The sequence below is a fragment of the Chryseobacterium capnotolerans genome (genome assembly GCF_021278965.1).
GTDB lineage: Bacteria > Bacteroidota > Bacteroidia > Flavobacteriales > Weeksellaceae > Chryseobacterium > Chryseobacterium capnotolerans.
Genome location: NZ_CP065589.1, coordinates 5,299,639 through 5,320,452, shown reverse-complemented (window position 1 = coordinate 5,320,452; position 20,814 = coordinate 5,299,639). Strand labels below are relative to the sequence as shown.

Annotated in this window: 20 protein-coding genes and 1 pseudogene; 18 read left to right on the top strand and 3 right to left on the bottom strand. The window is 35.6% G+C overall.

Annotation, left to right across the window (positions count from 1 at the left end; genetic code table 11):
• The first annotated feature begins 49 nt into the window (after positions 1-49).
• The 5 genes from H5J24_RS25325 to H5J24_RS25305 are packed head-to-tail and all read left to right on the top strand — an operon-like array spanning position 50 to position 4,120.
• Positions 50-1,141: a lysophospholipid acyltransferase family protein gene (locus tag H5J24_RS25325; RefSeq protein WP_232815938.1), complete on the top strand. Its 1,092-nt coding sequence runs from the start codon at positions 50-52 to the stop codon at positions 1,139-1,141.
• A gap of 42 nt (positions 1,142-1,183) precedes the next feature.
• A complete protein-coding gene (locus tag H5J24_RS25320; protein WP_232815937.1) occupies positions 1,184-2,092 on the top strand; it encodes a dialkylrecorsinol condensing enzyme DarA in 909 nt (302 codons plus the stop codon).
• Between the two features lie 6 nt (positions 2,093-2,098).
• Positions 2,099-3,238 (top strand): dialkylresorcinol biosynthesis protein DarB, encoded by a 1,140-nt coding sequence (gene darB, locus H5J24_RS25315; RefSeq protein WP_068939316.1) that lies wholly within the window; start codon positions 2,099-2,101, stop codon positions 3,236-3,238.
• Positions 3,238-3,669 carry a hotdog family protein gene (locus H5J24_RS25310; RefSeq protein ID WP_068939314.1) on the top strand — a complete coding sequence of 144 codons (432 nt, stop codon included), beginning with the start codon at positions 3,238-3,240 and terminating at the stop codon, positions 3,667-3,669. The genes darB and H5J24_RS25310 overlap by 1 nt, the downstream gene beginning before the upstream one ends.
• Before the next feature lie 7 nt (positions 3,670-3,676).
• Entirely contained in the window at positions 3,677-4,120 is a 444-nt protein-coding gene (locus H5J24_RS25305; RefSeq protein WP_068939312.1) for a hotdog family protein, read from the top strand.
• 570 nt (positions 4,121-4,690) lie between these two features.
• Here H5J24_RS25305 and H5J24_RS25300 read toward each other — a convergent pair.
• Entirely contained in the window at positions 4,691-7,603 is a 2,913-nt protein-coding gene (locus H5J24_RS25300; protein WP_068939310.1) for an insulinase family protein, read from the bottom strand.
• A gap of 421 nt (positions 7,604-8,024) precedes the next feature.
• Here H5J24_RS25300 and DarG point away from each other — a divergent pair, with 421 nt between their 5' ends.
• The 6 genes from DarG to H5J24_RS25270 all read left to right on the top strand — a co-directional run bounded on the left by DarG (position 8,025) and on the right by H5J24_RS25270 (position 13,124).
• Positions 8,025-8,429 carry a flexirubin biosynthesis protein DarG gene (DarG, locus tag H5J24_RS25295; protein ID WP_068939306.1) on the top strand — a complete coding sequence of 135 codons (405 nt, stop codon included), beginning with the start codon at positions 8,025-8,027 and terminating at the stop codon, positions 8,427-8,429.
• 51 nt (positions 8,430-8,480) lie between these two features.
• Positions 8,481-9,476 carry a BtrH-related acyltransferase DarH gene (gene darH, locus H5J24_RS25290; RefSeq protein WP_068939304.1) on the top strand — a complete coding sequence of 332 codons (996 nt, stop codon included), beginning with the start codon at positions 8,481-8,483 and terminating at the stop codon, positions 9,474-9,476.
• 1 nt (position 9,477) lies between these two features.
• The gene (locus H5J24_RS25285) at positions 9,478-10,236 is read left to right on the top strand and encodes an ABC transporter ATP-binding protein (RefSeq protein ID WP_082810963.1); all 759 of its coding nucleotides are present in this window, start codon (positions 9,478-9,480) and stop codon (positions 10,234-10,236) included.
• Positions 10,223-11,491: an ABC transporter permease gene (locus tag H5J24_RS25280; protein ID WP_068939302.1), complete on the top strand. Its 1,269-nt coding sequence runs from the start codon at positions 10,223-10,225 to the stop codon at positions 11,489-11,491. The genes H5J24_RS25285 and H5J24_RS25280 overlap by 14 nt, the downstream gene beginning before the upstream one ends.
• A 65-nt stretch (positions 11,492-11,556) precedes the next feature.
• On the top strand, positions 11,557-11,985 hold the full coding sequence (locus H5J24_RS25275; RefSeq protein ID WP_068939300.1) for an acyl-CoA thioesterase: 429 nt from the start codon (positions 11,557-11,559) through the stop codon (positions 11,983-11,985).
• Complete coding sequence (locus H5J24_RS25270; protein ID WP_068939299.1) at positions 11,982-13,124, top strand: beta-ketoacyl synthase N-terminal-like domain-containing protein; 1,143 nt, start codon at positions 11,982-11,984, stop codon at positions 13,122-13,124. The genes H5J24_RS25275 and H5J24_RS25270 overlap by 4 nt, the downstream gene beginning before the upstream one ends.
• A gap of 66 nt (positions 13,125-13,190) precedes the next feature.
• On the opposite strand, the gene H5J24_RS25265 is transcribed toward H5J24_RS25270, so the two are convergent.
• Both H5J24_RS25265 and H5J24_RS25260 read right to left on the bottom strand, forming a co-directional pair.
• Positions 13,191-13,715, bottom strand: coding sequence for a DUF6705 family protein (locus H5J24_RS25265; RefSeq protein WP_068939297.1), 525 nt, complete (start codon positions 13,713-13,715; stop codon positions 13,191-13,193).
• 6 nt (positions 13,716-13,721) lie between these two features.
• Positions 13,722-15,053: a hypothetical protein gene (locus H5J24_RS25260; RefSeq protein WP_068939295.1), complete on the bottom strand. Its 1,332-nt coding sequence runs from the start codon at positions 15,051-15,053 to the stop codon at positions 13,722-13,724.
• A 156-nt stretch (positions 15,054-15,209) separates the two neighbouring features.
• Here H5J24_RS25260 and H5J24_RS25255 point away from each other — a divergent pair, with 156 nt between their 5' ends.
• The 7 genes and pseudogenes from H5J24_RS25255 (at position 15,210) to lolB2 (ending at position 20,740) form a co-directional block, all read left to right on the top strand.
• Complete coding sequence (locus H5J24_RS25255; RefSeq protein ID WP_228407553.1) at positions 15,210-15,764, top strand: 3-oxoacyl-ACP synthase; 555 nt, start codon at positions 15,210-15,212, stop codon at positions 15,762-15,764.
• 160 nt (positions 15,765-15,924) lie between these two features.
• Positions 15,925-16,182 carry a phosphopantetheine-binding protein gene (locus H5J24_RS25250; RefSeq protein WP_034692439.1) on the top strand — a complete coding sequence of 86 codons (258 nt, stop codon included), beginning with the start codon at positions 15,925-15,927 and terminating at the stop codon, positions 16,180-16,182.
• A gap of 193 nt (positions 16,183-16,375) precedes the next feature.
• Positions 16,376-17,573: pseudogene (locus tag H5J24_RS25245) on the top strand (beta-ketoacyl-[acyl-carrier-protein] synthase family protein).
• Positions 17,570-18,631 carry a beta-ketoacyl synthase N-terminal-like domain-containing protein gene (locus H5J24_RS25240; protein WP_068939289.1) on the top strand — a complete coding sequence of 354 codons (1,062 nt, stop codon included), beginning with the start codon at positions 17,570-17,572 and terminating at the stop codon, positions 18,629-18,631. The pseudogene H5J24_RS25245 and the gene H5J24_RS25240 overlap by 4 nt, the downstream one beginning before the upstream one ends.
• Before the next feature lie 133 nt (positions 18,632-18,764).
• Positions 18,765-19,520 (top strand): polysaccharide deacetylase family protein, encoded by a 756-nt coding sequence (locus tag H5J24_RS25235; RefSeq protein WP_068939287.1) that lies wholly within the window; start codon positions 18,765-18,767, stop codon positions 19,518-19,520.
• Positions 19,513-20,139 carry a flexirubin biosynthesis/transport protein LolA2 gene (gene lolA2, locus H5J24_RS25230; protein WP_068939284.1) on the top strand — a complete coding sequence of 209 codons (627 nt, stop codon included), beginning with the start codon at positions 19,513-19,515 and terminating at the stop codon, positions 20,137-20,139. Before H5J24_RS25235 ends, lolA2 begins: the two co-directional genes overlap by 8 nt.
• Positions 20,105-20,740, top strand: coding sequence for a flexirubin biosynthesis protein LolB2 (gene lolB2, locus H5J24_RS25225; RefSeq protein ID WP_082810962.1), 636 nt, complete (start codon positions 20,105-20,107; stop codon positions 20,738-20,740). Before lolA2 ends, lolB2 begins: the two co-directional genes overlap by 35 nt.
• Positions 20,741-20,814 lie beyond the last annotated feature (74 nt).

Genomic DNA, 20,814 nt, shown 5'->3' with positions numbered 1-20,814 from the left:
AGCCATAGGAAGCTTCTTTGTAAAAAACTCAAAGGGTAAAACGCTGAATATGATCAAACTTATTTTAGCTAAGTTTTTAACTTCTGTTCTCTATTCTAATCCATTTGTAAAGAAGAAGGTCATTGATAATCCAAAAGAAGACTTCACCAAACCGGCAGTCATTATTGCCAATCATACTTCTTTTCTGGACACCTTGGCTATTGCCATGGCTACCCATAAAATCATTTATTTAGTGAATGATTGGGTGTACAAATCACCGGTATTTGGAAAACTGGTAAGAGCATTGGGCTCTTATCCGGTTTCTCAAGGTATTGAAAACGGAATGGATAAATTAAAGGAAAAAATTGCTCAGGGATATTCTCTTGTTGTTTTTCCTGAAGCAGAACGTTCTTATACCAATGATGTAAAAAGATTCCATAAAGGAGCTTTCTATCTTGCAGAACAGTTTGATCTGGATGTTCTTCCTTTATATATCCATGGAAATTCTGAAGTGCTACCGAAAGGTGACTTCATTATTTATGATGGGAGCATTACAGTAAAAGTGGGAGACAGAATTAATAAGGATGATCTGAGTTTCGGTAAAAACTATTCTGAAAGAACAAAAAAGATTAATGCTTACTATCGAGAGGAATTTGCTAAACTAAGAGAAGAGATTGAAGACGAAAATTATTTCAAAAAGCAACTATTCTTAAGCTATTTATATAAGGATAGTGAGGTGGTAACAGAAGTAAAGAAAGATTTCAACACCCATAAATCCGTTTACTTTGAACTGAATAAGCACATTGATGCCGATGCCAACATCCTTCATATTGCTGATGATTATGGACAGAAAGATGCTTTATTAACGCTCTATCAAGCCAGCCGAAGAATTTTTTCATGGATAAAGAATGAGAATAAAAGAGCCATAGCAGCCCATAGTTATCTGGTGAAAAGAAGAAAGATAAACTATATCAAAGATTTATCTGAAGTTACTAAAAACATCGATGTTCTTTTGGTTTCTGATGACCATTTTGACCTCAATGAAATTCAGAATCTTCCTGAGATGATCATTTTTATCAATACCACAAAAACGAAAATAAAAAATAAAAATTATATATTAGAATTTAGTTCTGAATCATTAAAAGTATTTAAAACTAAATAATAAATATGAAAAACATATTTTTGTAAACACTAAAAAGATTCCATGAAAAAAAATATACTTGTCATATATTATTCTCAAACCGGCCAGCTGGAGGATATTGTGAGAAATATTGCCAAGCCTTTTGAAGCCAAAAAGGAAGAATATGATATTACCTATTATAATATTAAATTAAAGGAAGACTTCCCTTTTCCTTGGCAGAGTGATGTTTTTTTCAACACTTTTCCGGAATCTTATTTACAAATACCTAAGGAAATTGTACCCCCTTCAGAAGAAATACTGAACAGGAAGTATGACCTCATCCTGTTCGGATATCAGGTATGGTATCTCACACCCTCTATCCCGATTATTTCATTTTTGAAGAGCGGCTATGCAGAGCAGATCTTAAAAGACACTCCTGTAGTCACCATTTCCGGAACAAGAAACATGTGGATGCTTTCTCAGGAAAAACTGAAAGTATATTTAAGAGATCTTAAAGCCCAACTTGTTGGAAACATCGCTTTGGTAGACAGACATGACAACTACACCAGTGTTTTGACCATTCTTCGATGGCTGACAACAGGTCAGAAGGGAAAATCCGGTATGCTTCCGGCAGCAGGAGTTTCAGATGAAGAAATTACAGGTTCTGTAAAATATGGCGAAATCATCGAAAAGCATTTTAAAAACAATCATCTGGAAAATTTACAACCGGATCTTGTAAAAAATGGTGCCATCGAAATCCGCCCGTTTTTAGTGCGTGTAGAAAAGGTAGGGAACAAGATTTTCACAGTATGGTCTCATCTGATTATCAAGAAAAAAGAGAAACGTCCATTGCTGATAAAATTCTTTAAGGTATATTTGATGGCAGCGATATGGATTATCTCACCTGTCGTTTTGGTGTTACACCTGCTTACAACCCCTATATTTTGGTTTAAAAGACAAAAACAAAAAGATATTTACAAGGAATTAATTTAAAATAGAATGTACGACGTATTTATAACAAAAGCTTCAAAATTTTTACCTAATGCACCGGTAGCAAATGATGAAATGGAAACATATCTGGGGCTTATCAATGACGCACCTTCTAAAGCCAGATCACTTATTTTAAGAAATAATAAAATCACTACAAGATATTACGCTTTAGATAAAGAAGGAAATCCTACACATACCAATGCTCAGCTTACAGCAAAAGCCATTGAAGGACTTTTTGATGAGAATTTCAAAAAGGAAGATATGAAGTTATTATCTGTAGGAACTACTTCTCCGGATCAGATCCAGCCTTCACACGCCTCTATGGTTCATGGTGAACTGAACATTGGAAAATCTATTGAAATCAATACTGCAACCGGACTTTGTAATTCAGGAATGAATGCTCTTAACTATGGCTTCCTTTCCGTAAGAGCCGGAGTACAGGAAAGTGCCGTATGTGCAGGTTCTGAAAGAATGTCTGCATGGATGACAGCCGATAAGTTCAACCATGAAGCTGAAAACTTAAAATTATTAGAAGAAAGACCAATTATTGCTTTCAAAAGAGAGTTCCTTAGATGGATGCTTTCTGATGGTGCAGGCGCTTTCCTCCTACAAAATAAACCCAGAGAAAATGGGATCTCTTTAAGAGTGGAATTTATTGATTTCTATTCTTACGCTCACGAGATTGAAGCATGCATGTATGCAGGATGTGAAAAGCAGGAAGACGGAAGCTTAAAATCATGGGCAGATTATCCCTCTGATTCATGGTTGAAGGATTCTATCTTTGCCATCAAGCAAGACACTAAAATTCTTGATAAATATATCCTGGTAAAAGGTGCGGAAAGTTTAAGAGCTTCTTTTGATAAACATAATCTGGATCCTGAAAAAATTGACCATGTATTGGCTCACATCTCTTCAGGCTATTTCAAAGATGGTTTAAAAGAGGAATTCGCTAAAAAAGGTATGGATTTCCCTGCTGAAAAATGGTTCTATAACCTTTCTGATATTGGAAACATCGGTGCCGGATCTATCTTCGTAGCATTAGAGGAACTTATGAACTCCGGAACATTGAAAAAAGGAGAAAAAGTACTTCTTTGTGTTCCTGAGAGTGGAAGATTCGCTTATTCTTGCTCATTATTAACAGTCTGCTAATGGAAAACAGACTGCCAACATCCGATAAAGATTTTGTACAAAGTCTTATTCCGCAACGTGCTCCGTTTGTAATGGTACATGAGTTATCAGAATACTCAGAAAGCCATCTTATTTCCGGATTTGAAATAAAAGAAGATAACCTTTTTGTTCATGAAGGATCTTTTCAGGCTTCCGGGCTTATTGAACATCAGGCACAAAGTGTAGCACTTCACACAGGGTACAAGTATTATTTGCTTGGAAAAGATGCTCCTACAGGATATATTGGAGCTATCAAATCCTTTGAAGCTGAAGTATTGCCTAAAGTTGGAGATCAACTGAAATCTGAGGTAACCATCCTCAATGAAGTAATGGGAGTAACCCTTGTAGACATTGTTACCAAATTAAATGGTGAAGTGATTGCAAAATCTCAAATGAAAACTGCTGTAAAATAACTTTTAAATGGAAATCAGGGAAGAAAATATCATCAATATACACAACTTTTTACCTCATCGTGAACCGATGCTGATGGCAGACTATATCCTGGAACTGACTAAGGAAAAAGTAGTGACTTCCTTTGAAATAAAAGAAGACAACATCTTTGTACATAACAATGAATTGGCTGAAGCCGGATTAATTGAAAACCTGGCACAGACCTGCTCATCCATCCTTGGACAAAGCTTCTTCGAAAATCCGGAAGCAGATACCAAAGTGATAGGTTTTATCACCAATATCAAAAAGATTGAGATCTTCGGACTTCCCAAAGTAAATGACAAAATCATTTCAAAAGCATCACTGATTTCCCAGTTTGAAAATATCTGCCACATTTTCTGTGAAACCTTCAACAACGAAGAATTGTTGATCAGAGCAGAGATAAACCTGTTTATTCAGGAGGTAAAATCGTAAAAGAAAGAAAAAGACTATAAAAGCTGTACGTTTTGTGCAGCTTTTTTGTCTTTTTGATGATTACATAGGTTGGATGTTGTTATTTTTAACGCTATGATCGCCAAGGAAATGTTTATTCCTATTATTTTAAAGTTCGCAAAGGCGTTTCACTTAGCTAAGGCTGCTAACTATTTTTACATAGATGTTATTTATATTCGGTATTAAGTTTCGGCTAAAGCCAGATGAGTTTTATGATTTATTTAGGCGGACTAAAGCCCACCTCTATTGAATTAGAAAACACCAATTTTATCAAATATCTTCTCTTGCTGAGTGAAACGCCTTTGCGATCGAAAAATATTCACAATTAATAATCCTTTTGTGAACCTTGCGTTATAAAAATAGTCACTGAAAACATTACAGATCATTGTGAATATTTGTGGAGTTATTTGTGACATTTATCTAAAAAAAACAGAATATTTCACGTGAAACATTCTTCAATTCCGTGGAACACTCATTATCAAACAAATACTTTATTTAAACAAAAAAGTGGAACATTTCTGCTCCACTTTACCTATTATTAAAACTAAAATATTAGTATCCGAAGATTTCTTCAAGCGATACCTCCTGGAATTGTCCCATTTTATTGATCGATTCCATATTCAGGTTTTCTTTTTTACCGATAATTGCGGTATTATACTGTACAGGTTTTACCTCTGTGTTATAGAATCCTGTCAACTGTGGCAGGGTCAATCCTTGGATCTCAGCATACGTATCTTTTCTAAGGTCATAATCAACACCTAGCTTTTTCAGGGCTAATTGACTAAAGAAGATATTAGTCCTGTTGATTCTGTTAGATGCAATTTGCTTTAATGCTGAACCTCTTGCATTTTCAAACTGTGTCGGAATTTGTGGTAACTCAGCCATTAGTTCACTCATAGCACTTACAGCTAATGGAAGTTTATTCGCCTGCGTTCCAATATAATTCGTGATATAGTTCGCATGACCTTTTTCTGAGGCATTTGCATAAGAAACATAGGCAGAATAAGCTAGAGACTTACTTTCTCTGATCTCCTGGAAAACAATAGATGATAGTCCTCTTCCAAAATATTCATTGAATACATTTGACTTTCCGAAGTTGCTTAGGTTTACAGTGCTTCCTTTCGCTACTTTTGCCATTTCCATCTGTACCATGTCATAATTTGTGAAATAAACCTTTCCTGTTGTTGCAGGCTCTGCATATTCCTTAGCTTTTGCAGGTTGCAGGCTAGCGTTTACAATATAAGGCTGTACAGCTTTTTCCATTCCCGCCTGATCCTGTCCATATAAAAGAACCTCATAAGGATATTGGTTCAGTGTTTTTATCTTTTTCATTAATTCTGCAGCATCAATGCTTTCCAGGCGAGCTTTAGAAATAACATCCGTCATTCTTGAATCTTTTCCATATTTTGCATAGTTGGAAAGTGCTCCCATAATTTTTACTTTATCTTTTTTAGCAACTTCTCTGGCTTCAAGAATTGTTTTTACAGTTTGACTGTAAATCGCTTGATCTGCTTTTACGTTTGTCATCCAGTGATTCATTAACTCCACTCCTTTCTTCATATTGCTTTCAAGCCCTGATAAAGTAACCGTAGTCTGATCATTAGAAGTTCTGAAACTGTAAGAGATTCCTAACTTATAGAATTCTTCCTTCAACTGCTCCGGAGTATATTGATCTGTTCCAAGGTATTCGAAAAGTGTTCCCGCTAAAGAAAGTTCTTTATCATGATCTGTTCCAAAAGGGAAAACATAGCTTACCTGGGCAATTTCATTGTATTTATTTTTTACAAAGCTTACTGTTTTATCTTTTATCTTTGAAGTCTGAATAGCCGTTTTATAATCGATAAACTCTGGTTTGATTTCAGCGACTTTAGTGTTTAAAATATCTTTAAGGAAAGGAGATTGAGCCTCTCTGTTCAGCTTAATAGGAGTAATTCCCGGATTTTCTACACGAACAAGTTTATCATTCACTCCTTTTTCTTTGTAAACGACTACATAGTTATTCTTAAAGAACTCATTAGCAAATTTTACTACATCAGCCTTAGTGATCTTTTCATATTGGTTGATTTCGTCCAGCTCCTGTTCCCAGGTTCTACCTTTGATATAAGAATCATAAAGCTCGGTAGCCAAACCATCAGCCGTTTCCCAGCCTTTCATGCGCTGAACTTTTTTATCATTGACGATAGCCTTCAGCATCCAGTCCGGGAACTGTCCTTTTTTAACAAGGTCAAGCTGGTCCAGCAATAACTTTTTAGCTTCATCAAAGCTTTGTCCATCCTTAGGAGTTACTACTAATGCAAATGTTCCATACATTTTGAATGGAGATTCGTAAGCTCCCGCTCCTAATGTTTTCTGTTTTTGATTAATATTAAGGTCAATTAAACCGGCATCTCCTCTGTTGCTTAAAATCTCTGCAACAACATCTGCCAATCTAGCTTCCTGGCTTCCATAAGAATCTGTTCTCCATGCCATCGTCATTCTTGGTGTAGACGGGCTTTTTACTGTTCTGGAAACAATCTGAGTCATTGGCTCTTCTGTTACCATTTTTTTCATTGGAAGCTCCTTATATTTGAAAGCTCCGAAATACTGATCAACTAATTTTATAGTTTTATCAAAATCAAGATCTCCAACCAATACTACCGCCATATTATTAGGCACATAATAGGTATCAAAATACTTGTGAATGGCTACCATTGAAGGACTCTTCAAGTGTTCAGAAGTACCAATTGTAGTTTGCTGTCCGTTCGGGTGTTTTGGGAAAAGCGCTTCCATCAAAGCATAGTTTACCAAACGTCCGTCGTTATCCTGCGCTCTGTTGTATTCTTCATACACTGCTTCTAGTTCTGTGTGGAAAAGACGAAGTACTAATTCTGAAAAACGTTCCTTTTCAACTCTTAACCATTTTTCAAGTTCATTGGATGGAATATTGTTTTTGTAAACCGTTTCATCCAGCCATGTGTGAGCATTTGTTCCTGTTGCTCCCAAGGAAGAGATTGCTTTATCATATTCATTCGCGATCGCAAATTTTGAAGCTTCCTGAGATACCTCATCAATCTTTTTGTAAAGCTCCTTTTTCTTCGCAGGATCCTTTTCAGCCTTATGCTGCTCATAAAGATCAGAGATCTGTTGTAATAAAGCTTTTTCTTTTGCCCAATCCTGAGTTCCCAAATGTGACGTTCCTTTGAAAACCATATGCTCCAGGTAGTGAGCCAATCCCGTATTATCACTTGGGTCGTTATTAGATCCCGTTCTCACCGGAATATAAGTCTGAATTCTCGGGGCATCTTCATTTTTAGCAAGATAAACCTTTAATCCGTTTTTCAGGGTATAAACTCTTACCCCGGCACGGTCATTTTTTACCGTTTCATACGTATACCCTTGGGCATCTGTTAGTTTTTGAGTATCGAATTTCTGAGCCATAGCACTAAGCATGCAGAAAAGCGAAACAGAAATAAAAAATTTCTTCATAGTGGTTATTTAATAATTTTATAATCAAATTTCTAATCCATTAGTCTTATCATAGGACTTACTTGTTACAGCCTTCCATCATAAGTATGAACAGTATTCTTTAAGATTTCATTACATCAAAATAGTTAAACATATCTGAATTAAAAACTGAGGAAAACGAAGATTATTTGTAATCCTACGAGTCAAAGGAAAAGATATCTATCAATGTTACCCTTATCAAACGGAGAAATATAATCATCAGCCTTATCATAAAAATGCAAATGAAAAAACCTGATATAACTGCTATTCCACAACAATCTTCCATCCAAAGAAGGCTTAATTTTCATATTATGTATTTTCACTATTTTAGCCACCTGATTAAAAAAGTCTAGAACAGATGAAATAAAGTTCATCTGGAATCTAAAAATTAAACATTATTCAGATGAAAAAACAAGACCTACCTCAAGACGAAAGTAATCTGAAATCCGCCAACATGACAGAAGTACTGTATGTAACGGATGAAAATGATAATTATACCACCGCCAACAGTACCGGCTGGGATGCAAAAAAAGCTGCTTTAGATGAATCCATGGAATTGATTTATGAGAGAATTGAAGAAGCAAAGCAAAACGTTGCCAATACTATCGTAAGCCCTATCGTTTATTTTATGGAACTGAATAAAATGGATCTGGGAGTACTAGCTTCTTATGTAGGAATGTGGCAATGGAGGGTAAAAAGACATTTTAAACCCAAAGTATTTAAAACACTAAGCGAAACTGCACTGAAAAAATATGCCGATGCATTCGGAATTTCAGTGAATGAACTAAAAAACTTCGACGGGAAATAAATAAAGTGGGGCATCCATTTTATTTACCTATGAAAAAGATACAAACTGCAAATGAAATTAAACTTTGAACACCATCAGACGGCGCATTGCGAAAACGGTGTTGCTTCTAATCTACTGCTTAACAGAGGACTGAAACTAAGCGAACCTATGATCTTCGGGATTGGTTCAGGATTGTTTTTCGTGTACCTTCCCTTTTTAAAGGTGAATTTTGCTCCGGGCTTCAGCTATCGTCCGATGCCGGGTGCTATTTTCAGTAAAGCAGCAAAGAGATTAGGCATTAAAATCAAAAGAGAAAAGTTTTCCAACCCTCTGGATGCTCAAAAAGCACTGGAGAGAAACTTAGAACAAAATATCCCTACAGGACTTCAGGTAGGTGTTTTCAACCTTACCTATTTCCCGGAAGAATATAAATTCCACTTCAATGCCCACAATCTTGTGGTATATGGGAAAGAAGACGGAAAATTCCTGATCAGTGATCCGGTAATGGATTACACCACAACACTTACAGAAGCTGAACTGGAAAAGGTAAGATATGCTAAAGGGGCACTTCCTCCAAAAGGACATATGTACTATCCTATTTATATTCCGGAAGATATTCATCTGGAAGAAGCGATTAAAAAAGGAATTAAAGATACCTGTAAAAATATGCTGGCTCCTGTACCATTAATTGGAGTAAAAGCGATGAGATGGGTTGCTAAAAGTATCCCGAAATGGGCAGAGAAGAAAGGAACAAAAGTAACCAACCATTATCTGGGCCAATTAATCAGAATGCAGGAAGAAATCGGAACAGGAGGCGGAGGCTTCAGGTTTATCTATGGAGCCTTTCTTCAGGAAGCAGCAGTTATCCTTAAAAATGACGAATTAAAAGAACTTTCAAAGGAAATTACCTCCATTGGTGACCTTTGGAGAGATTTTGCAGTAGATATTGCCAGAGTTTACAAAAACAGAAATGCTAAGAGCGATATCTACAACACTTTATCAAAAACAATGCTTCATATTGCAGATTTAGAAGAAGCTTTCTATAAAAAACTGAGAAAAGCAATCTGATATGGCAGACAATATGATCGAGATCAAAAATCTCTATAAAAAATACAAAAATTCTGACGAGTTTTCTGTCAATGATATCTCTTTGAATATCGGCAAAAACGAGATCTACGGAATTCTTGGACCCAACGGAGCAGGGAAAACAACCTTGATTTCTATGCTTTCTGGATTAATTAAACCCACTTCAGGACAATTTACCATTGATGGGTTATCCCCACAAAAAGACAATTTCAAGATCAGAGAGATTATGGGGATTGTTCCACAGGAGTATGCCCTTTATCCTACTCTTACTGCTAAAGAAAACCTGATGTTCTTCGGAAGCTTGTATGGCTTAAAGCATAAACAGCTTACCAAGGCTATTGATGAATCCCTGGAAATTATGGGGCTTTCAAAATTTGCCAATAAACAGGTAGGGCAATTCTCAGGAGGGATGAAGCGCCGTTGTAACCTCATCGCCGGAACCCTTCACAATCCAAAAGTTTTGTTTCTGGATGAACCTACGGTAGGAGTAGATGTACAATCTAAAAAAGTTATCATAGATTTCCTTTTAGAACTAAATAAAAGCGGAACATGCATCATCTATACTTCTCACCACCTCTCTGAAGCAGAAGAATTCTGTACCAAGATTGCGATTATTGATAAAGGAAGAATTCATGCCGTGGGAACTCCTGACGAACTTGTTTCCCAGATTGCCCATGCAGAAAACCTTGAAGATGTTTTTATTTCATTAACCGGAAAAGAATTAAGAGATGTTGTTGTATAAACTGTGGAGAAGCTTTATTAAGGAAATTCTTCTGCTGAAAAGAGATATCGGAGGTATTGTCATCATTTTTGTGATGCCGCTGCTTTTGATTGTAACCATTACCTTGATTCAGGATTCTACCTTTAAAAACCTTGAAGGTTCAAAAATCCCAATCATTTTTATTGATAACGATCAATCCGAAGTTTCCAAAAATATAAAAGGTGAGCTGGAAAATAGCAAAACCTTCCAACTGTTGACTAATTTCAACGAAAAATCGGCACAGGATGCTGTATTTGCAGGAGAGTATCAGATGGCCATCGTTATTCCTGAAAATCTGACAAAAGATTTAAATTCCAATATCGATTCAAAAGTTCAGACGATTGTAAGCTCATTTGGATTGGAAGATGATTCTGCAAAAACAAAAATAGAAGCTCCAAAAGCCAAAGAAATTCATTTGTATTTTGACCCGGCTACCAATGCAGGATTCAAAAACTCTGTGATGAATTCTGTGAACAAAATGGTTTTTGAGATCGAAAATAAAAAGATCTACAAAGCTTTTCAGGATCAATTAGGCACTGAAGAAAATCTTGAAGAGAATAAAAACCTCATCAGTTTCAAAGAAATCACTCCAAAAAAAGGAGAAATGGATATTATGCCGAATTCCGTTCAACATAACGTTCCTGCATGGACTCTTTTTGCTATATTTTTCATCGTAGTTCCTTTGTCAATCAATCTTGTAAAGGAAAAAAGCCAGGGAACAAGTGTAAGAGCCAGAATAAGCCCTACTCCATACTTCGTTCATATCTTAGGAAAGACATTTACCTATCTGATCATCTGCCTTATTCAGTTTTTACTGATGGTGGCTGTAGGGATCTACCTTTTCCCGTATATGGATCTTCCGGCATTTGATGTATCCGGAAAAATGTTCCAACTTGTTACAGTAACTCTGTTTGCCGGGCTTGCTGCTATTGGATTTGGAGTATTATTGGGAACTATTGCAGATACTCAGGAACAGTCTGCTCCTTTTGGAGCAACATCTGTAGTAGTATTGGCAGCAATCGGAGGAATCTGGGTTCCGGTATTTTTAATGCCTGAATTCATGCAGACTGTCGCTAAATTCTCTCCTATGAACTGGGGATTGAATGCTTATTATGATATTATATTAAGAAACAGTGGAATCGGAGGGATTGCCAAAGAACTGGTATTCCTGTTTTTATTTTATATTTCCACCGTATCCATTTCTATTTTTTACGAAAGAAAACTTCATAATATTTAATTTATTTTATTACTAATATTGTCAGGAGGTTTCTGACAGCCATCAAAATTCAGGAAGAAAAAAACATGCAGTCTAACGAAAATATATTAACCTGTACCGAAGAAGTAAGAGTACGATTCAACGAGACAGATCCACTGGGTATTGTCTGGCATGGCCATTATATCGTTTATTTTGAAGACGGAAGAGAAGCCTTCGGGCGCCAGCATGGTCTCACTTACCTTGATATTCAGAAGGCAGGCTATGTAACCCCTATTGTAAAAAGCACCTGTGAACATTTTCTTCCCTTAAAATATGGAGAAACCTTCAGAATTGTGACCACTTTTGTCAATTCTGCTTCCGCAAAACTTATCTATAAGTACGAACTTTTCAATCACGAAAATAAATTGGTGTGCAGTGGAGAAACTATCCAGGTATTTCTGGATAGCAACGGAAGTTTATGTTTATACAACCCGGAATTTTTTCAAGCCTGGAAAGATAAAATGGGATTATCATGAAGAAAGAAATTTATATTACAGATTACAACTGTGTAACTCCTCTTGGCTTTGATGTAGATTCTAACTGGAATGCACTTTTAGCTGGAAAATCAGGGGTTGATTTACATAAAATTATAGAAAGCCAGGATGCTTTTTACGCCTCCGGAATCAATTCTGAAAAGCTGAATGAAGAATTTGACAGAGTATTCTCTCAAATTGACCAACAGACATTCACAAGACTGGAGAAGATGCTTCTTCTAAGCATGAAGCCTTTAGTTGAAAAGCATACTATATCTGAAGACACAGCACTCATCCTTTCTACAACAAAAGGAAACATCAGCTTATTAAAAAATCAGACTGAATTACCTGAAGGCGTTTATTTATCGCAATTAGCACAAAAAATCGCTGATTTTTTCGGATTTAAAACTAACCCTATCGTGGTTTCCAATGCCTGTGTTTCTGGGGTAATGGCTATTGCCGTGGCTAAGAATATGATTCAGGCAGGAAGGTATAAAGATGCCTTTGTGATCGCTGGAGATGAAATTTCGGAATTTGTAATTTCCGGTTTCAATTCATTTCAGGCTATTGGATCAGAACCATGCAAACCTTATGATAAAAACCGGAACGGAATCAATATTGGCGAGGCAGCAGCAGCAGTTTACATCACTACAGAGTTTTCAGAAGATGAAAAATTCAGATTTAAAGTATTGGGAGATTCAGCCATTAATGATGCCAACCATATTTCCGGCCCTTCAAGAACGGGAGATGGCTTATACGGAAGTATCAGAAATTCGATGATGGAAGCTAAGGTTTCCGCAGAGCAAATTGATTTTATTTCAGCCCACGGAACGGCAACATTATACAACGATGAAATGGAAAGTATCGCTTTCAGCAGAATGGAGCTTCAAAATGTCCCACTAAACAGCATGAAAGGATATTACGGACACTGCTTAGGAGCTTCCGGATTATTGGAAAGTATTATTTCTATGGAATCTGCTCTTCAAAACACCTTGATCCCTTCTAAAAATTTTGAAGAAATGGGTGTATCCGAACCGTTGAATATCATTAAAAAAAACCAACCTGCAAACATCAGATATATTTTGAAGACGGCTTCCGGTTTTGGAGGTTGTAATGCAGCAATTGTATTGGAAAAATGTTAATTCTATTTATCATATAAATAATAAAAACCACCAAATTGTGGTGGTTTTATTTCTATATAAAAATAATTATTTCCTAGTCAATATAATATTTGCTGGAAGAGTTATTGAAGAATCATAAAGGGGCTGTCCCGGAACATTAATCTTTACTCCATTATGATTCTTTAAATTCAATAATTTGATATGGTTTGAATCTATATATTCTATTTCATATTCTATATTTTTATTTTTAGAAATATGAGTTATACTTCCAACCAATTTATTAGGATTACTAAGTGTATATCCTAATATTGTACTTTTTTTACTCTCATAGTTCGTATCAGAGTATTGTACAGAACTTTCAATAATTAAGTTATTACTAACATACTTATGAAATCCTATTAATGCATCAGCTCTTACATTCCCTTTTATTGGAAGAAGAATATTTTCTTTTCTAAAAACTAATTCTAAACTTTTTTCATTATCCTGCCAGACCCATGCTCCAATAAATTTATCAATATTAGAATTGGGATTATTTGCTCCAGGAGAAAAATTAAATTGGGATTTACAATAAGTAAATAAACCAATCAATATAAATGTTAATATTTTCTTCATAAATTTTTATTTAGGACAGTTTTCTGAAATTATATTTCCATTGGAGTCTTTTACGAGCAACCCCCAATTTTGCATACTATTGTCTCCTTTTAATATCTTTAATCCAGTATTATTTGATTCTAAATAATTATAAAATCCTTTTTCGTTATTAGCCACAGTATTATTTGCATCAATACCAAATAGCTTATATACAAAGTCATAATTTTTAAGAACAACAGGATCAAAAGAGTTTCCTTCAAATAAAGTAGCAGTAAAAGCACCAAACTTTACAGGATCATCAATTATTATCATATATTGAGTATCAGATGCTGTTACAACCCCAGTTATAAAACTATACATATCCGCTATTAGACCTTGTTTATATAATTGTGCAACCATAAAAATATCATACGGAGAAAAAACGGATAGCAAACCGTCATAATGGCTATGGATAAAACCGTTTATTGGACCATTTACATTGAAATTAATCTCTCCTGTACCAGGATCTCCCTGAACAGGAATTTCATTTATATTATTATTCTGTTGATTCAAAATGTACCCTTGCTCTGAAGATGAATTAGTCTTTCCTTTTAAATTGGACATTAATTCTTTTGTTTTATTTTGCATTCCAATAGCTTTTATTTTGAAACAAGGAGTTGGCTGGTCATTTCCTGAGTTTCCTCCGGGGCCGCCACCGCCACCACCAGGATTTACCTCAGGTTTGATGCAGTTATTCAATCCTGTACATCCACTTTTCGGGCCAGTACCTTTGGGTCCACCTTTGGGCGGGGAAATATCAATATTTCCTATATCACAGGCATCATCTGAGTCAAATCCGCAGCCACCGCCTTTATTGTTCAATCCGTTTTTCAGGTTGTGTTTCAGATAAGCCATACTGAATATTTTCAGCACTTCATCATAGTAACCGTTTCCGGAATCCAGCTTTCTAAATTCCACTTCAGTTTCTTCATTCCTCAGGATTCCAGCCATTAATCCACTTACCTGCCCATTCTTTAGCATGGGGTAAATAATCCAGCGTTCATCATCTTCCAAAAGCATACTTTGGGAATGCAGTCTGAATTCCACATATTCTTCATCACTTTTACCCTGATTTCCTGATTTTATGGCAGAAGTTTTTGTATAATGGGTTTTATGAATCCCATCATAGTTTTCCATAAGGGTTTTGAAGCCTTTGGCATAATCTACACTTTCATCATTAAACGAAGTAAATACCTGAAATTTGTTGGAATAATATTGTTCTTCTTTAGCAGAGAGATAATCTTCACCAGTCCTGCATGATTGTAAAGATAGGGCTAAAGCAAACAGCAACGAGAGCCGCAATGCTAAATTTTTCTTCATAAACATTTGTTTTTAATTCATTAAATATAATAATTTTTATCACATCCGAGTGACAAAATGCCAAAATATTTACGACTCCATTCCCAACAAAGGCTTTCTGTGATAAAACCGATAACTATTAATCCATCATCCCAAATTATTTTATATTTGTAAAAAATGGAAGAGCCATTAATGAGGAAAATTAATACCTGCACCCTAGAAAACTCAAAAATAATCGTTGATGGAAACCTTATTTTTGAAATCAAAAGCAATACATTCCTGGAATTTGCCAAAGAAGCCTATAAAAGCTTAGAGCTCAGCTATCCGAAATTCCACAAAATGGACAGTTTGAGTAAATTGGCTTTTCTTTCTGCTGAAATGCTATTAAAAGAGGAAGACCACAGCAGAACAGCATTAGTTTTTGCCAACAAATCATCCAGTCTGGATACTGATTTCAAGTACCAGGAAAGTATCAATTCACAGGAGAACTACTTCCCTAGCCCGGCAGTCTTTGTTTATACCCTGCCAAACATCTGTGTAGGGGAAATCAGCATTAAACACAAAATGCAGACTGAGAACGCTTTCTTTGTTTTGGACGAATTTGATGAAAATTTTTTAAACGAATATGCTGAACAGATCCTCCTTTCTGGAAAAGCTGATAAAGTATTATGCGGCTGGGTTGAATTATTTCAGGAAAATTATAAAGCTTTTGTATATTTGCTCACATTATAAATTTGATAATTTGAAAATGTGCTATTTCTATCCTGTAAAATATTAGAATTTAAAGTACAATAACTATTCAAAAGATTTTTTTATTTAAAATCCAATGTCTGATAGAATTCACTATATTTTCAAATTATCTCATTAACATATTTTCAAATTAAACCCTTTTATGGAAAACTTAAAAACTGAATTGAAGCACAAAATTATTGAAGTCCTTAACCTTGAAGACGTTTCTGTAGAGGAAATCAAAGATACAGATCCATTATTTGGAGGCGGATTAGGATTAGATTCTATCGACGCATTAGAATTGATCGTGCTTCTTGACAAAGACTATGGAATAAAATTAGCCGATCCTAAAAAAGGAAAGGAAATTTTCCAATCTATCGATACCATGGCAAAATTCATCGAAGACAACAGAACAAAATAATTTTTTTCAAACGCTAGGTTCGCTGAGCTTTTTAAAAATCGAAAATATTTTTCGGTCATAAAGGCGCTTCGCTTAGCAATGAACACTAATTGTATTTTCTTGGCTGAGTGAAACGCCCTTGCGAGCTTAAAAACAGTTTGAAAATAAAGCTTTGCGCTCATTGCGTTTAAATAATTCATAGAAAAACTAATTAATGAATCAAAATATTGCCATAACAGGAATGGGCATCATTTCCTCCATTGGAACAATGTGGAGGAAAATTTTATTTCATTGCAAACCGGAAAACACGGTATTTCAGATATACAAATGTTTGAAACCCGTCATGCCGGAGCGATTAAAACAGGTGAAATAAAATTATCCAATGAAGAACTTGTACAGAAACTTCAGCTTAACGAAGATAATAATGTTACAAGAACCTCTTTATTAGGAATGGTTGCTGCCAAAGAAGCTGTAGAAAGTGCCGGAATATCAGACATCAATGGATACAGAACCGGACTGATTTCCTCTACCAGCGTCGCAGGAATGGATATTACTGAAAAATATTTCTATTCCTACGAAGACTTTCCTGAAAAGCAAAAATACATTAACGCTCATGACGCCGGAAATTCTTCATTGGCTATTGCCGATCACTTAGGGCTAAAAGGTATGGTTTCCACCATCAGCACGGCTTGTTCTTCTGCAGCCAATGCTATTATGATGGGAGCCAAACTCATTAAAAATGGAGTTCTGGATCGTGTGATTGTTGGAGGAACAGATTCTCTTTCAAAATTTACACTGAATGGTTTCAATACCCTGATGATTCTTACAGATTCATACAACACCCCTTTTGATAATAACAGAAAAGGATTAAACCTTGGAGAAGCAGCTGCTTTTTTAGTGCTGGAATCCGAAGAAGTTGTTAAAAAGAAAACAAGCAGGTGCTGGCTTATCTTTCCGGGTATGGAAATGCTAATGACGCGCATCACCAAACCGCTTCTTCTGAAAACGGACAGGGAGCATTCTTAGCCATGCAGAAAGCACTAAAAGTTTCTGGATTGAAAAAAGAGGACATCGATTATATCAATGTTCACGGAACAGCAACTCCAAATAATGATTTATCTGAAGGAATTGCTATGATCAGAATATTTGGAGAAAATAAGGTTCCTGAATTTAGCTCTACAAAGGCATTTACAGGCCATACACTGGCTGCCGCAGCCGGAATTGAAGCTGTATTTTCAATTTTAGCGATGCAGCACAGCCTTATTTTCCCGAACCTGAATTTCAAAACAAAAATGGAAGAATTTGATCTGACTCCGGTTACTGAATTGAAGGAGAAAAATATCAATCATGTTCTTTCCAATTCATTTGGATTCGGAGGAAACTGTTCAACCTTAATTTTCTCAAAATCATGAGTGCAGTATACATCAACAGTGCATCCTGTATCTCTGTTCAGGACACTTTAAACGAAAATATTCTTCAGAATCTTAAGCCGGAAAACTCCGCGAAGATCATCAAAGCCATTGAACCTAATTACAAAGAATTCATTCCTCCTGGCATGATCAGAAGAATGTCTAAAACGGTAAAAATGAGCTCAGTAGCTTCACATTACGCTTTAAAAGAAGCCGGAATTGAAAAACCGGATGCCATTATTGTAGGAACCGGAATGGGATGTTCCCAGGATTCTGAAAAATTTCTAAAAAACGTAATTGATAATCATGAGGAGTTTTTAACTCCTACATTCTTTATTCAATCCACTCATAATACCGTTGCAGGCCAGATCGCCCTTGGACTGCAGTGTCATGCCTACAATTTCACCTATGTAAATACCTCTTCATCGCTGGAATTTTCATTGTTGGATGCTCAACTTCAGATTAAGGATGGTGAAGCTGAAAATGTTCTGGTGGGATCTACGGATGAGCAGACTGACAGAACTATGGAACTTTATTGTCTGAATAATACCATTAAAAAAGAATCCGATCTTCCTGCGGATTATCTACATTCTACAACCAATGGTGTTATCTGGGGCGAAGGAGCAAGCTTTTTTGTTGTAGGAAAAGATAAAGCAGAAAATTCCTATGCAAAGCTTACTGACATTAAAATCAGCAATAGATTGGAACTGGAAGAGACTTCAGATTTTATCCAGAAGTTCTTAATAAAAAACAACCTTTCTGTACAAGATATTGATACTGTCATTTTAGGGTACAGTGGTGATGCAAGTTCAGATGTTTATTACTCTAAGGCTATGGATTTGTTTCAAGATTCTGCCTTACTATATTACAAACATTTGAGCGGAGAATTCAATACAGCCAGTGGCTTTTCTACGTTTATGGCCTGTCATATTCTTAAGGAACAGCAAATTCCTGAAGTGATGATGATTAATAAAGAGAAAAAGGAAGAAGTGAAAAATGTACTTCTTTACAATCATTTAGCAGGCAGCGACCATAGCTTGACATTACTAGAAAGAGTATAGTTGTTGTTCTGTTATTCTGACGAAGAATCTCTACTTTTGTATTCCAGATTTCTTTTGTGACTATAGGCGACATTCAGAATGACAGAACGAGTATAGTTAGAAATTGTCGATAAGGAACTCAAAACAGCACATCATGAAACATTATTCATTCATCCTATTCTATCTCTTTTGTAACGTTTTTATCTATGCGTTTCAGGGAAGTTTTTGGGTGTACATCGCATGTTTCCTTGCTTTTTCTGCGGTAGTGGTTTGGGGATCGTTTGCTATTGAACTGGGGCATTTTGTTAACAGTATTACCCATAAAAGAACAAAAATTAAAGAAGTAGCCCTTACATTTGATGATGGCCCTACAGAATTCACACCGAAATTTTTAGATTTACTGAAAGACCATGAGATAAAAGCAACCTTTTTCTGTATCGGAAAACAAATTGAAAAATACCCTGAAACATTTCAGAGAATCATTGCTGAAGGCCACACCATTGGAAATCATACCTTATCTCATTCCAATTCAACTGGGTTTTTATCAACTTCAAAAATGATGGCAGAGATTGAAAACTGTGATAAAGTCATAAAGAAGGTTGGGAATATGCAAACAGATTTATACAGACCTCCTTTCGGGGTTACCAATCCAAGTATTGCCAAAGCGATACAGCGAACTCATAAAACAAGTATCGGCTGGAATGTACGTTCTCTGGACACTGTTATCGATGATGAAAAGAAAATCTACCAAAGAGTAACTAAAAATCTGAAAAAAGGCAGCATTATTCTCCTTCATGATACTTCAGAAAAAACGTATCGCGTGCTGGCAGATTTATTAGTATTTTTGGCAGATAAAAAGTATTCAACCTTTACCGTTGATTCCATTACAAATTCAAGAAAAAATGATTAAAAATATTGCTTTCGGAGCATTTTTACTGGTTTCTGGTTTCTTTTTTGCCCAAAATACAGCAATGTCAGGAGCAGAAGCTAAAGCATTTGTAACCAAAGTTTCCGCAGATACCAAGGAAATCAAAACGTTGCAGAGTGACTTTACACAAACCAAGAAAATGGATTTCCTGGATAAAAGTATTGTTACGTACGGGAAAATGTCTTTGCAGACTCCCAATATGCTGAGCTGGAAATACACCAAACCTTATCAGTACAGTATTGTTTTTAAAAGCAATAAGATCTACATCAATGATCAGGGGAAAAAATCTTCTGTAGATGCGAAAAGCAAAACTTTTGAAAAGATCAATAAACTTATTGTGGGAAGCTCAAACGGAACCATGTTCAATGATCCTGAGTTTACGGTCACTTATTTCAAAAACGGAAATTACAATGTGGCGAAATTCGTCCCTAAGACTTCTCAACTTCTGAAATACATTAAGCAGATTGAACTCTACTTCCCTAAAAGCCAGTCTACGGTTTCTCAGGTGAATATGACCGAAGCTTCGGGAGATACTACTAATATTGTTTTCAAAAATACAAAGATCAATGCTTCAATTCCTGCGTCAGAATTTACTTTATAGCCTGATTCTGGTACTGGCTGTTTCCTGTAAATCTTATCAGCTTACGGATGCGAAACCAGCTCCAACAAAGGAAAAAATAGTTGAAAATCTTTATTTTTCGTCTGCTGAAGATTATGTGTATAAATGTCAGATGGATATTTATAAAAATCATGTAAGTGGTATTCTGATCATCAAAAAACTGAATGAAACGACACACCGTGTCGCCTTAACTTCTGATTTTGGAAATAAACTGATTGATTTTGAAATTTCAGATCATGATTTTAAGCTCAATTACGTTCTTCCGGATCTGGACAAAAAAATTGTCATTAATTTTCTGAAAAATGACTTTCAGCAGCTGTTAAAAAGGCAATATCCAGTAACTGAAAGTTTTGAAAATGAAAATGCTAACATCTATCTCTCAAAGATGGACAATAAAAGCTATTATCTGTTTTTCAACAAAGACAATAATCTACTGAAACAGATTATTTACACGAAAAACAACAAGGAAAAGATCGATTTTACTTTTGGTGCAAAAAAGCATATCTTCGCAGACAGCTTAAACTTACAACATAAGGATTTTAAGATCAATATAAAACTATTTCAAATAACCGAAACAGAATGATTTCCAACATGAAAACAGACTTATATCGCTTTCAAACCGGATTTTATCATACCTTTTAATCTTAAAAAATAAGA

Bases quoted from the DNA above. Each gene is read 5' to 3' on its own strand.
- darB (WP_068939316.1), top strand. From the start codon at position 2,099: ATGTACGACGTATTTATAACAAAAGCTTCAAAATTTTTACCTAATGCA.
- H5J24_RS25300 (WP_068939310.1), bottom strand. From the start codon at position 7,603: ATGAAGAAATTTTTTATTTCTGTTTCGCTTTTCTGCATGCTTAGTGCT.
- H5J24_RS25265 (WP_068939297.1), bottom strand. From the start codon at position 13,715: ATGAAGAAAATATTAACATTTATATTGATTGGTTTATTTACTTATTGT.
- H5J24_RS25305 (WP_068939312.1), top strand. From the start codon at position 3,677: ATGGAAATCAGGGAAGAAAATATCATCAATATACACAACTTTTTACCT.
- H5J24_RS25270 (WP_068939299.1), top strand. From the start codon at position 11,982: ATGAAGAAAGAAATTTATATTACAGATTACAACTGTGTAACTCCTCTT.
- H5J24_RS25255 (WP_228407553.1), top strand. From the start codon at position 15,210: ATGGAAGAGCCATTAATGAGGAAAATTAATACCTGCACCCTAGAAAAC.
- H5J24_RS25310 (WP_068939314.1), top strand. From the start codon at position 3,238: ATGGAAAACAGACTGCCAACATCCGATAAAGATTTTGTACAAAGTCTT.
- H5J24_RS25325 (WP_232815938.1), top strand. From the start codon at position 50: ATGATCAAACTTATTTTAGCTAAGTTTTTAACTTCTGTTCTCTATTCT.
- DarG (WP_068939306.1), top strand. From the start codon at position 8,025: ATGAAAAAACAAGACCTACCTCAAGACGAAAGTAATCTGAAATCCGCC.
- H5J24_RS25320 (WP_232815937.1), top strand. From the start codon at position 1,184: ATGAAAAAAAATATACTTGTCATATATTATTCTCAAACCGGCCAGCTG.
- H5J24_RS25235 (WP_068939287.1), top strand. From the start codon at position 18,765: ATGAAACATTATTCATTCATCCTATTCTATCTCTTTTGTAACGTTTTT.
- H5J24_RS25280 (WP_068939302.1), top strand. From the start codon at position 10,223: ATGTTGTTGTATAAACTGTGGAGAAGCTTTATTAAGGAAATTCTTCTG.
- H5J24_RS25275 (WP_068939300.1), top strand. From the start codon at position 11,557: ATGCAGTCTAACGAAAATATATTAACCTGTACCGAAGAAGTAAGAGTA.
- H5J24_RS25260 (WP_068939295.1), bottom strand. From the start codon at position 15,053: ATGAAGAAAAATTTAGCATTGCGGCTCTCGTTGCTGTTTGCTTTAGCC.
- darH (WP_068939304.1), top strand. From the start codon at position 8,481: ATGAAATTAAACTTTGAACACCATCAGACGGCGCATTGCGAAAACGGT.
- H5J24_RS25250 (WP_034692439.1), top strand. From the start codon at position 15,925: ATGGAAAACTTAAAAACTGAATTGAAGCACAAAATTATTGAAGTCCTT.
- lolB2 (WP_082810962.1), top strand. From the start codon at position 20,105: ATGCTTCAATTCCTGCGTCAGAATTTACTTTATAGCCTGATTCTGGTA.
- H5J24_RS25240 (WP_068939289.1), top strand. From the start codon at position 17,570: ATGAGTGCAGTATACATCAACAGTGCATCCTGTATCTCTGTTCAGGAC.
- lolA2 (WP_068939284.1), top strand. From the start codon at position 19,513: ATGATTAAAAATATTGCTTTCGGAGCATTTTTACTGGTTTCTGGTTTC.
- H5J24_RS25285 (WP_082810963.1), top strand. From the start codon at position 9,478: ATGGCAGACAATATGATCGAGATCAAAAATCTCTATAAAAAATACAAA.